The following is a 12,858-nucleotide window of genomic DNA, read 5'->3' on the forward strand; positions in this document are numbered from 1 at the left end:
TTTACTTGTTTGCATCGGTGATGCGATAAAGGTTTTAAATTATTTAATAACCTTAGCAACAACACCTGCACCAACTGTACGACCACCTTCACGAATCGCAAAACGTAAACCTTCTGCCATCGCGATTGGGTGAATTAATGATACTGACATTTTGATGTTATCGCCTGGCATTACCATTTCTACGCCTTCCGGTAATTCGATTGTACCAGTCACGTCAGTTGTACGGAAGTAGAACTGTGGACGGTAACCTTTGAAGAATGGAGTGTGACGACCACCTTCATCTTTACTTAAGATATACACTTCTGATTCGAAATCAGTATGTGGGGTGATTGAACCTGGTTTTGCTAATACTTGACCACGTTCGATTTCTTCACGTTTAGTACCACGAAGTAATACACCTACGTTTTCACCAGCACGACCTTCGTCTAATAATTTACGGAACATTTCAACACCAGTACAAGTTGTTTTTGCAGTTGGTTTGATACCAACGATTTCAACATCTTCACCAACTTTGATAATACCGCTTTCTACACGACCTGTTACCACTGTACCACGACCTGAAATTGAGAACACGTCTTCAATTGGTAATAGGAATGGTTTGTCGATGTCACGTTGTGGCTCTGGGATATAAGTGTCTAACGCTTCCGCTAATTCAACAATTTTGTCTTCCCATGCTGCGTCGCCTTCTAACGCTTTTAACGCTGAACCACGAATAACTGGTGTATCATCACCCGGGAAGTCGTATTGAGATAGAAGTTCACGTACTTCCATTTCAACTAATTCTAATAACTCTTCATCATCAACCATATCACATTTGTTTAAGAATACGATGATGTAAGGAACACCTACTTGACGACCTAAAAGGATGTGCTCACGAGTTTGTGGCATAGGACCATCAGTTGCTGCTACTACTAGAATAGCACCGTCCATTTGCGCTGCACCAGTGATCATGTTTTTAACATAGTCAGCATGGCCTGGGCAGTCTACGTGTGCGTAGTGACGAGTTGGTGTATCGTATTCAACGTGTGAAGTATTGATGGTAATACCACGTGCTTTTTCTTCTGGTGCGTTATCGATTTGATCGAATGCACGAGCTTGTCCACCGTATTTTTTAGCAAGAACAGAAGTAATTGCAGCAGTTAAAGTTGTTTTACCATGGTCAACGTGGCCGATTGTACCAACGTTAACGTGGGGTTTTGTACGTTCAAATTTTTCTTTAGACATCTTAATGTTCCTTTATTAAATCACTTCCCTCATTTTGTAGGGAAGTGTTACTTTATTTATATAAATAATTATTTCGCTTTACGAGCTTCAATAATTGCTGTTACGATGTTTGAAGGTGCTTCGTTATACTTCAAGAACTCCATAGAGTAAGAAGCACGACCTTGTGTTTGTGAACGAAGGTCTGTCGCATAGCCAAACATTTCTGAAAGAGGTACTTGCGCACGAACAGTTTTACCTGTTGCAGTATCATCCATTCCTTCGATCATACCACGACGACGGTTTAAGTCACCGATAACGTCACCCATATAATCTTCAGGGGTTTCAACTTCTACTTTCATAATTGGTTCTAAAAGCACAGGTTTAGCTTTCATGAAGCCTTCTTTAAATGCCATTGATGCGGCAAGTTTAAAGGCAATTTCGGATGAGTCGACATCATGGTAAGAACCAAAATGTAAACGCACACCGAGATCCACAACAGGATAGCCAGCTAAAGGCCCTGATTTCAATTGCTCTTGGATACCTTTATCTACTGCAGGAATAAATTCACCCGGAATTACCCCACCTTTGATTTCGTTAACAAATTCGTAACCAGCACCACCCGCTTCTAATGGATACATGTCGATAACAACATGACCGTATTGACCACGACCACCAGATTGTTTTGCATGTTTTCCTTCGATGTCTTTAACTGTTGTACGAATTGTTTCACGGTAAGCAACTTGAGGTTTACCGACATTCGCTTCAACGTTAAATTCACGTTTCATACGGTCTACGATGATTTCAAGATGTAATTCACCCATACCAGCAATGATAGTTTGGTTTGATTCTTCATCAGTCCAGACACGGAATGATGGATCTTCTTTTGCCAAACGACCTAAAGCAATACCCATTTTTTCTTGGTCAGCTTTAGTTTTTGGTTCAACTGCAACCGAGATAACCGGCTCAGGGAATTCCATTCTTTCAAGAATAATTGGTGAATTTTCAGCACAAAGCGTATCACCAGTTGTGACATCTTTAAGACCGATTGCTGCTGCAATGTCACCCGCACGAACTTCTTTGATTTCTTCACGTTTGTTCGCATGCATCTGTACGATACGACCAAAGCGTTCTTTACGATCTTTAACTGAGTTAAGTACTGAGTCACCAGAGTTAACTACACCAGAGTAAACGCGGAAGAAGGTTAAGTTACCAACAAATGGGTCAGTTGCAATTTTAAATGCAAGTGCAGCAAATGGTTCATCATCACTTGAATGACGTTCTGCTGGTTCACCATTTTGTAATTCACCTTTAATCGCAGGAACATCGGTTGGTGCAGGTAAATACTCAATAACTGCGTCAAGCATGAACTGAACGCCTTTATTTTTAAATGCACTACCACATGTTACCAAGATGATTTCGTTAGCAAGTACGCGTTCACGTAGTGCTTTTTTAACTTCTTCTTCAGTTAACTCATCACCACCTAGGTATTTTTCCATTAACTCTTCGTTAGCTTCTGCTGCCGCTTCGATTAAGTTTGCACGCCATTCTTCAACTTGCTCAACCATATCAGCTGGTACATCTTCATAAGTAAAGGTTGTACCTTGGTCTGCATCATTCCAGTTAATTGCTTTACGTTTAAGTAAATCAACAACACCAGTAAAGCCTTCTTCAGCACCGATTGGTAATACTAATGGAACAGGCACTGCCGCTAAACGTGTTTTGATTTGCTCAACTACACGTAAGAAGTTAGCACCCATACGATCCATTTTGTTTACAAATGCGATACGCGGAACTTTATATTTGTTAGCTTGGCGCCATACTGTTTCTGATTGAGGTTGAACACCACCAACCGCACAGTAAACCATTACTGCACCATCAAGAACACGCATAGAACGTTCAACTTCGATGGTGAAGTCAACGTGTCCCGGGGTGTCGATGATATTGATACGGTGTGGTTCAAATTGTTGTCCCATACCAGACCAGAATGCAGTTGTAGCCGCAGACGTGATAGTAATACCACGTTCTTGTTCTTGTTCCATCCAGTCCATGGTAGCTGCGCCATCATGAACCTCACCAATTTTGTGACTTACGCCAGTGTAAAACAAAATACGTTCAGTAGTTGTCGTTTTACCTGCGTCAATATGTGCACTGATACCGATATTACGGTAGCGTGCTATAGGGGTTGTACGAGCCATATTAATCCTCTATTTAGAATCGTTTGCTTAATAAAATATCATTTAGGTTGACTGACAGTAGATATGTGCTGTCAGTCTAATTTCAAGCCACTTAATACCAGTGGAAAGATTACCAACGATAGTGTGCAAACGCTCTATTAGCCTCAGCCATACGATGAACATCTTCGCGTTTTTTCACAGCAGTGCCTTTGTTTTCAAAAGCATCCATAAGTTCATTCGCAAGGCGTAGAGCCATTGATTTATCGCCACGTTTACGAGCAGCTTCTACAATCCAACGCATTGCAAGTGCATTACGACGAACAGGGCGCACTTCAACAGGAACTTGGTATGTAGAACCACCAACGCGACGAGACTTAACTTCTACAGTTGGTCTTACGTTATCTAGTGCAACTTCGAAAGCTGCTAAGTGGTCTTTTCCACTACGCTCAGCTAATTTATCAAGAGCTGAATATACGATTGATTCTGCGATAGATTTTTTACCATCTATCATTAAAATATTTACAAATTTCGCCAGCAAATCTGAACCGAACTTCGGATCAGGTAGAATTTTTCTTTGACCGACAACATGACGACGTGGCATTGGAATACTCCGTTTATATGTTATAAATTTTCAGGTTTACCCAAAACTCAAATGAGTTAAATGGAATTATATAGTTTGGCCTTACTTAACGGAGTTCCATTAAGCTTTAGGTCGTTTTACACCGTATTTAGAACGGCTTTGTTTGCGATCCTTAACACCTGCGCAGTCTAATGCACCACGAACAGTGTGATAACGAACACCAGGTAAATCTTTAACACGACCACCGCGGATTAAAATCACGCTATGTTCTTGCAAGTTATGACCTTCACCTCCGATATAAGAAGTCACTTCAAAACCGTTGGTTAAACGTACACGGCATACTTTACGTAATGCTGAGTTAGGTTTTTTCGGTGTAGTCGTGTAAACACGAGTACAAACACCGCGTTTTTGCGGGCATGCTTCAAGTGCAGGAACGTTACTTTTAACTTCCTTAAGTGCTCTTGGTTTGCGTACCAGCTGATTAATTGTTGCCATTAATAAGCTCCTGATTAATTAAAATAAATTTAAAATTGCATTTTAGATACGTAATTAATAACTGTAGACCAAAACCTAAATATATAAGTTTTGGGTCGCAAGATTCTAGACCTCAACAAGGATAATGTCAAGTTTTTGCTCGCATTTAACTATCGAACATAGACTTTATTCATTGGTAAGAAAATGCCCAATAAATGAGTAATAAAAAGTTTCACTTTTTCAAGCTTACGCCAACTGAAAGGGGCATATATTAGTTAAAGATTGAGGAGTTCCTCATCAATAGCATTGATGAGGAATGACGATTAATGATGATCGATAAAGATAAATTTAAGTGCAAATAGTACAGCAAAAATGATGACACAAAGATTGAGTTCTTTAAATTTACCGGTAAAAGTTTTTAATACCACATAAGAGATAAAACCAAGTGCAACCCCTTCAGTAATGGCGAAAGCAAAAGGCATCATTAATGCGGTAATAAAGGCTGGCGTTGCGTCAGTTAAATCAGACCAGTTAACTTTCACTAAACTTGATACCATTAAGATTCCCACAAATATTAGTGCGCCAGATGTTGCATAAGTCGGGACTAAATGCGCTAAAGGTGATAAGAACGTCATCATTAAAAATAAAATCCCAACGACAACGGCAGTTAAACCGGTGCGACCACCTACGGAAATACCCGCTGAACTTTCAATGTAAGTGAGAACTGATGAAGTCCCAAAAAGCCCACCAAGTGAAGAGCTGAAACTATCAATTAATAATGCTTGACGCATTTTAGGAAAGCGTCCTTTTTCGTCTGAAATGCCAGCTTTGTCGGTCAAGGCTAAAATCGTACCTGATGAATCAAATAAGCTGACGATCATGACGGAAAATATCACGCCCATTATACCGATATTAAGCGAACCGGCTAAATCAACATGACCGACTACGCTTGAAACACTTGGTGGAATAGAGGCGACGCCTTCATAATGAATATTAGGATCGAGCCACAGAGCAAGCAATGTGACCACGAGAATAGAGATTAAAACCGCTGCATGGAAGTTGCGCGCAGCTAAAATAATAATAATGAAAAAACCCAGAGAACCTAATAAGACTTTAAGAGATAGAATATTGCCTAAGGTTAATAATGTTGATGGAGAACTAACCACAATCCCCATATTTTGAAAGCCCATAAATGCAATAAACAGTCCAATACCCGCACTGATACCAACACGTAAACATTGTGGAATATGTTCTATTAGCCAATGGCGAACTTTAAAAAGAGATAGTGCAAAAAAGATTAACGATCCCCAAAATATAGCGCCCATTCCCACTTGCCATGAATAGCCCATTGCGCCACACATGCCATAGGCAAAAAATACATTGAGTCCCATAGCAGGCGCCAACGCTATCGGTAAATTAGCAAACATGCCCATTAAAATCGATGCAAAGGCTGTTACTAAACAGGTTAATACAAATACTGCTGAGGTGTCCATGCCTGTTGCCGACAAAATGGAAGGATTAACAAAGATGATATAGACCATAGTAAGAAATGTCGTACATCCTGCAATCACTTCAGTACCAATGGTGGTTTTTTTTGCTTTCAATTGAAATATTTTTTCGAATATTGAATTCATAAGTTAAGGCCTAGTTAGGTTAATAATAATGAATATTTGTATAATGCCATGACCACATTTTTGCTTATCATTAGTCAAGCGTGACAATTGTGGTGATTGGCTTGCTTATACAGTACAAAATTCACTGCATTATTATTACTGGTTCTTTTAACAGGTCAAGCATTATTCTGCTCAGTCTTTATTGATAAATACCTGTATTAAAAACTGACTTTAATAGTAAATTTCATATAGTCATTAAGTTGCGATGATGAAATAGTAAATCCTGATTAAATTAATCATAATTTATCTGCGTATTTTATAGCATCTTTAAATAGATAGTAGGATAGGTATTTCCCTGTTTTGGGTTAACTCATCTGTTTATAGCGTAATGGAGACAAATCTAATCACTTGTTATTGTTTTGTTAGAAAACGAAAATAATCCTTAAAACCAATTGTTCAACATCTAATGTTGGATTTTTAATGAGGATAAAGAATATTGAATGGTTTTTTAAGATATCGTAACTCATTAATAATGAGTTACGATGGAGTATGCCCTTGGTTCATTAAATTGAATCAAGTTTGTTCAGAGTAATTTTAACTTTTAAAATACGATGGCTTTCAATTTCAGCTATTTCAAATAGGTAATCACCTATTTGCATGGTCTCACCGACTTCAAGTAAATGCTGTGCTTTTTCCATCAATAATCCTGCAAGAGTATGATATTCACGTTTATCATCAATTGGGATTGGGACAAATCGAACCAACTCTTCAACCGGAATATAGCCATTGGCAATCCACGTATTATCATCCAGACATTGAATATCATGTTTGGCGTCAATTTCTTCCTCTTCGGTTGGAAAATCGCCAGCGATAGTTTCGATGATGTCGGTGACTGAAACCACGCCTTGCATGGAACCAAATTCATCAACCACAAAAGCAAAATGGGTTTTGGCTTTTTTAAATTGTTCTAACGCAACAAGTAACGATACCGTTTCGGGAAAGATTAGCGGTTGCTTAATTAAAGCGTTAATATCGATTGGCTCTTTATTTTGCAAAACATCTTTTAACAGGTCGTTAACTTGAATAATGCCTAAAGGTTCATCAATCGACGCATTATCAGTCACGACTAATCGTGAATGAGGATTTTCAAAAATCTCTTTCAAAATTGTTTCACGGTCGTCATTGATATTAACCATATCAACATCTAACCTTGCTGTCATAATACTGCTGACCGATCGCTGTGCCAGTCCAAGGACGCGTTCAACCATGTTGAGTTCTTGATGGTTAAAGACAGATTCTTTTTTATTGTTATCTGACACGGTATCAATTGTGTGAGTATCCGGATCTTCTTCAACATCGCCTTTCAGTAGATGTAAGATCGCTTCAGCAGTCCGTTCTCGCAATGGTTTTTTATTCAATGCTTTACGACGATTGAATATGGCTAACTGATTAAAAAACTCAATCATGATTGAAAAACCAATAGCGGCATATAAGTAGCCTTTTGGAATGGCAAAACCAAATCCTTCTGCAACTAAACTAAAGCCGATCATTAATAAAAAGCTCAAGCAAAGAATAACAATGGTGGGATGCGAATTGACAAAATAGGCTAACGGTTTACTTGCGACCATCATAATGCAAATTGCCACACAAACGGCAATAATCATGACTGGAATATTTTCAACCATACCGACTGCCGTAATCACAGAATCGAGAGAAAACACGGCATCTAAAATAACGATTTGAACAACGACAGTCCAAAAGTGTGAGGTTTTTTTCGATTTTCCTTCTTCGTGAGCTGCACCTTCAAGACGTTCATTGAGTTCCATGGTGGCTTTAAACAGTAAAAATATGCCTCCCACTAACATAATAAGTTGGCGGGCATTGAAACTAATACCAAACGCTGTAAATAGTGGTGTCGTGAGTGTGACTAACCAACCGGTGAACATTAATAAAATAATGCGAGTAATTAATGCAAAAGCAAGACCAGTGATACGTGCTTTATCGCGTTGGTGTGGTGGAAGCTTCTCGGCAAGAATGGCAATAAAAACAATGTTATCAATACCAAGGACGATTTCAAGTACAATCAGGGTGGATAAACCAATCCAGATTGTAGGATCCATGATCCATTCCATATGTCAGGTGATTACCTCTAATAAACACAGCACATGCTGCGTTCTAATTTTCTATGTAATTGACTAAATAATCAATAAAATATTTATGAATTTTGCATAATTTGGCAAAAAGTTTTATTTTTATGGGTGGTTGAGTTTAAGGTTAACTTCGCCAAAATGTTGGTGTAAAAAGGACTAATAATGTAAATATTTCTAGTCGTCCAAATAGCATATCGACCACCATCACCCATCTCACCACATCACTGACATGGGCAAAATTATCACTGACACTACCAAGCCCAACACCTAAATTATTCAGTGAAGAGGCAACAATATAAAATGAGTCGGTTGCATCAACGCCTGTTGCCATGATGATAAATAAACTAATTAGAAAAACTAAAGCATAAGCAGAAAAGAATCCCCAAACTGATTCGATAATTCGTTCAGGTACAACTCGATGATTTAGTTTTAAGGTATAGATAGCGTTTGGATGGATTAATCGTTTTAGCTCACGCGAACCTTGCATAAATAAAAGTAGTACTCTGACCACTTTTAAGCCACCTCCTGTCGAACCGGCACAACCGCCAATGAACGAGGCACAAAGTAGAAAAATAGGTAATGATGAAGGCCAAGTATTAATATCATCTACAGAAAATCCTGCTGTCGATGATATGGACACGACTTGTAATATGATTTTATCAATACTAAGGCGATGAGGTTTATAGAAAAAGATAACCACTGCGCATATGGCGATCAGTATTAATAGAATGAAAATAAATGTTCTAAACTCTTGGTCTCGCCAGTAAACTTTTATTGAAAAACCGCTTAATGCGGCAAAATGGAGCGCAAAGTTACAGCCAGATAAGATTAAAAATAGGGTAACAATATAGTTGATTGCCGGGCTATTAAAGTAAGCCAAATTATCATCATGGGTGGAAAATCCCCCCATTGAAATCGTTGAAAAGCTGTGGGAGATAGCATCAAATACATTCATGCCTGCAAACCACAAGCAGATTGCGCATAGTGTGGTAAGTAGAATATAGATAGACCAAAGGGTTTTTGCTGTTTCGGCAATACGTGGTCGCATTTTACTGTCTTTTTGTGGGCCGGGAATTTCAGCACGATAAAGTTGCATCCCCCCAACACCCAATAACGGTAGGATAGCAACCGCTAACACGATTATCCCCATTCCGCCAAGCCATTGCAGTAATTGTCGATAAAACAGTAATGCTTTAGGTAAATGGTCTAACTTGACAATGGTGGTTGCCCCCGTTGTTGTTAGACCAGAAAAGGATTCGAAAAATGCTGTTGTTAAATTTAAATTGATGTGATTATCAAAAATAAATGGAAAAGCGCCAATAGTGCCTAACACAACCCAAAATAGCACCACAATAAAAAAACCTTCACGGGTGTTAAGTTCGTGACGTTGGTGTCGATTTGGTAACCACAATAAGCCGCCTAAAATCAAGGCAGCAAAAAAAGAACGAAGAAATATCGCACCAGCGCCATCACGATAAATTAATGCGACTAGAGCAGGTAATAACATGAAAACAGATAATAATGTTATCAATAATCCTACAATTCGAATAATTGAACGCCAATGCATCATCGTTGTTGTCTCTATTTAAATCCGCGCGATACTTTTATGAGATCATAAGCAGCTTGAATCTCTTGAGCGCGTTTTTTGGCAGCTTCAAGCATCTCTTTAGGTAAGCCTTTTGACACTAACTTATCGGGATGATGCTCATTCATTAGTTTTCGATATGCTTTTTTTATTTCTGTAATTTCGGCTGATGATTCGATACCTAAAATTTTGTATGCATTTTGTAGATCTGATTGTGCTGAACGACCTTGATAGCCCTGATGTTGATGATTTTGTTGATATTGGTAATGCTGATCTTGGTATTGATTTTGGTGATAACCATTTTGACGAAAATGGTAGCTTCCCATCATCATTTTAATATACATGGTCATTTGTTGACGAGGAATATTAAATTCTTCTGCCACAATATACAATATTTGTGACTCTTTTTCATCTAAATGACCATCAACCAGTGCCGCTTGAATGAGTTGTTCACAAAAAATATTTAACACATTACGTCGAAAGCGGTATTGAATATATATCTCTTTTAAACGAGCTCGAAGAGGGTAATCCGCAGCTTTACCTCGATTAAATGAGTCTTGCGCAAGTCGTCGACTGTTGCTATCAAGTTGTAGTCTATCCATAAAATGGCGTGCAAGATTGATGTCATCTTGTGTGACCACGCCTTTTGCTTTACTGAGATGACCAAGTACTTCAAAAACAATGGTTAAATATAAAGTTGGATTAGTTTGCGTTCTTTGCTGGTTTAACTTGTTACAAAGGGTTTGATAGAGCATTGGACCAACAAAAAATCCAAGTAAATAACCCCATCCCGATTTTAATACAATGCTTAATACAAAGCCTGTAATAATCGCCCAAATAAAAGACATACTATTTGTTTACCTCAATTCGATCTATTTTTTGTAGTCCACGTGGTAAAGCGCTACCTTTACGAGCACGTTCTGCCCTAAATTTTTGTAAATCAACAGGATTTAGGGTAAGTTTGCGTTTGCCAACATATAAGGTGATGGATGTTTCCGGTGTAATTAAAATCATATAAGCAAGGCTGTCATCTGCATTGGATAATGAGATTATTTTGTTTCCTTTGCCTTTTGCCAGTTCAGGAAGATCTTTTACAGGGAAAATAAGCATCCGTCCTGCTTGGGTAATGGATAAAAGTAAGCTTTCATCATTTGAAATTTCAATAGGCGTGAGTACTTTCGCATTATTCGGTAGATTAATTATGGCTTTACCATTTCGGTTACGTGCGACTAAATCACTAAATTGACATATAAATCCATACCCCGCACTTGAGGCAAGTAAAAATTTTTGATTGTCATTCGCTGACATCAAAACATGCTCAACACTTGCACCAGCAGGTAATGCTAATTTACCCGTAAGTGGTTCGCCTTGTCCTCGCGCTGAAGGTAATGTATTGGGTTCAATAGCATAGCTACGGCCCGTAGAGTCAATAAATACCACAGGTTGATTACTTTTTCCTTTTGCGGCCGCTTTAAAACTATCGCCAGCTTTGTAACTCAGTCCAGTTGGATCAATATCATGACCTTTAGCCGCTCTTACCCAACCCATTTCAGATAAAACAATGGTCACCGGTTCTGACGGTATTAGTTCTTGTTCGGTAATGGCTTTTGCTTCACTGCGTTCAACAATTGGAGAACGGCGTTCATCCCCGTATTTATCAGCGTCTTGTTGAAGCTCTTTTTTAATTAAACTATTCAATTTTCTAGGCGAACCGAGTAATGCTTGCAGCTGATCACGCTCTTTAGCGAGATCACTTTGCTCACCTTTGATACGCATCTCTTCAAGTTTAGCTAAATGGCGAAGTTTTAACTCTAAAATCGCTTCAGATTGGATTTCAGTTAAATTAAACCGTTGCATTAACTCTGTTTTAGGATCGTCTTCATAGCGAATAATATTAATGACTTCATCGATATTCAAAAAGGCGATAAGTAAACCGTCTAAAATATGAAGGCGTTTTAATACTTTGTCTAAACGGTAGTTTAAACGTCTGGTTACCGTATTACGACGGTATTCTAACCATTCAGTTAAAATCTCAACTAACCCTTTGACGGATGGGCGATTGTCTAGCCCAATCATATTCATATTGACCCGATAGCTTTTTTCCAGATCGGTTGTGGCAAACAGGTGATTCATGACCTGTTCTAAGTCAACACGATTAGAGCGAGGTACAATGACGAGTCGTGTTGGATTCTCATGATCAGATTCATCACGTAAATCTTCAATTAATGGTAATTTTTTGGCACGCATTTGCGAGGCAATTTGCTCTAAAATTTTCGCACCAGAAACTTGATGTGGCAGATCAGTGATAACGATATCGCCTTCTTCTTTTTTCCATACAGCGCGCATCCGAATTGAGCCACGTCCCGTCTTATAGATTTTTTCTATATCTTGTGGTGGGGTGATGATTTCTGCTTCAGTTGGAAAGTCAGGCCCTTGTATGTGAGCCATCACTTCGCTTAGCGTAGCTTTCGGATTATCTGCCAGCATAATCGCTGCATTGGCCACTTCACGAATATTATGGGGTGGGATGTCGGTCGCCATCCCAACAGCAATGCCCGTAGTACCATTTAATAGAATATTCGGTAATCTGGCCGGTAACATTTTTGGTTCTTGTAATGTACCGTCAAAATTAGGGGTGTAATCGACCGTACCTTGTCCTAATTCGCCTAATAGTAGTTCGGCATATTTAGATAGGCGTGATTCGGTATAACGCATTGCAGCAAAGGATTTTGGATCATCTGGCGCTCCCCAGTTACCTTGTCCGTCAACTAATGGATAACGGTAAGAAAATGGTTGTGCCATCAGTACCATTGCTTCATAACAGGCGCTATCACCATGTGGATGATATTTACCTAAAACGTCACCGACAGTACGTGCTGATTTTTTAAATTTAGCCTGAGCGTTAAGCCCTAATTCTGACATGGCATAAACGATACGGCGTTGCACTGGTTTTAAACCGTCACCAATAAAAGGTAGTGCACGATCCATAATGACATACATAGAGTAGTTTAAATAAGCGCTTTCTGTAAAGGTACGTAGCGACTGAACTTCTACTCCGTCATGAGTTATCTCACTCATT

General features: G+C 38.9%; 9 protein-coding genes. All 9 read right to left on the bottom strand.

Annotation, left to right across the window (positions count from 1 at the left end):
- Positions 1-39: 39 nt before the first annotated feature.
- The 9 genes from tuf to parC all read right to left on the bottom strand — a co-directional run bounded on the left by tuf (position 40) and on the right by parC (position 12,857).
- Entirely contained in the window at positions 40-1,224 is a 1,185-nt protein-coding gene (gene tuf, locus J3U14_RS07975) for an elongation factor Tu (protein WP_065558713.1), read from the bottom strand.
- Between the two features lie 68 nt (positions 1,225-1,292).
- On the bottom strand, positions 1,293-3,398 hold the full coding sequence (fusA, locus tag J3U14_RS07980) for an elongation factor G (protein ID WP_065559622.1): 2,106 nt from the start codon (positions 3,396-3,398) through the stop codon (positions 1,293-1,295).
- A gap of 109 nt (positions 3,399-3,507) precedes the next feature.
- Positions 3,508-3,978, bottom strand: a complete 471-nt coding sequence (rpsG, locus tag J3U14_RS07985; protein ID WP_065559623.1) for a 30S ribosomal protein S7 — start codon at positions 3,976-3,978, stop codon at positions 3,508-3,510.
- A 99-nt stretch (positions 3,979-4,077) separates the two neighbouring features.
- Positions 4,078-4,452 carry a 30S ribosomal protein S12 gene (rpsL, locus tag J3U14_RS07990; RefSeq protein WP_025316630.1) on the bottom strand — a complete coding sequence of 125 codons (375 nt, stop codon included), beginning with the start codon at positions 4,450-4,452 and terminating at the stop codon, positions 4,078-4,080.
- Positions 4,453-4,754: 302 nt separating this feature from the next.
- On the bottom strand, positions 4,755-6,065 hold the full coding sequence (locus J3U14_RS07995) for an NCS2 family permease (RefSeq protein WP_220216065.1): 1,311 nt from the start codon (positions 6,063-6,065) through the stop codon (positions 4,755-4,757).
- Positions 6,066-6,607: 542 nt separating this feature from the next.
- Entirely contained in the window at positions 6,608-8,176 is a 1,569-nt protein-coding gene (locus J3U14_RS08000) for a TerC family protein (protein ID WP_416380149.1), read from the bottom strand.
- A gap of 142 nt (positions 8,177-8,318) precedes the next feature.
- Positions 8,319-9,761 carry a TrkH family potassium uptake protein gene (locus J3U14_RS08005; RefSeq protein WP_065559645.1) on the bottom strand — a complete coding sequence of 481 codons (1,443 nt, stop codon included), beginning with the start codon at positions 9,759-9,761 and terminating at the stop codon, positions 8,319-8,321.
- Positions 9,762-9,775: 14 nt separating this feature from the next.
- Complete coding sequence (gene djlA / locus J3U14_RS08010; protein WP_220216063.1) at positions 9,776-10,627, bottom strand: co-chaperone DjlA; 852 nt, start codon at positions 10,625-10,627, stop codon at positions 9,776-9,778.
- Position 10,628: 1 nt separating this feature from the next.
- Positions 10,629-12,857, bottom strand: coding sequence for a DNA topoisomerase IV subunit A (gene parC / locus J3U14_RS08015; RefSeq protein ID WP_267351132.1), 2,229 nt, complete (start codon positions 12,855-12,857; stop codon positions 10,629-10,631).
- Between the last annotated feature and the right edge of the window lies 1 nt (position 12,858).

Origin of the sequence: Gilliamella sp. B3801, assembly GCF_026536645.1 — a bacterium.
Classification (GTDB): domain Bacteria; phylum Pseudomonadota; class Gammaproteobacteria; order Enterobacterales; family Orbaceae; genus Gilliamella; species Gilliamella apicola_I.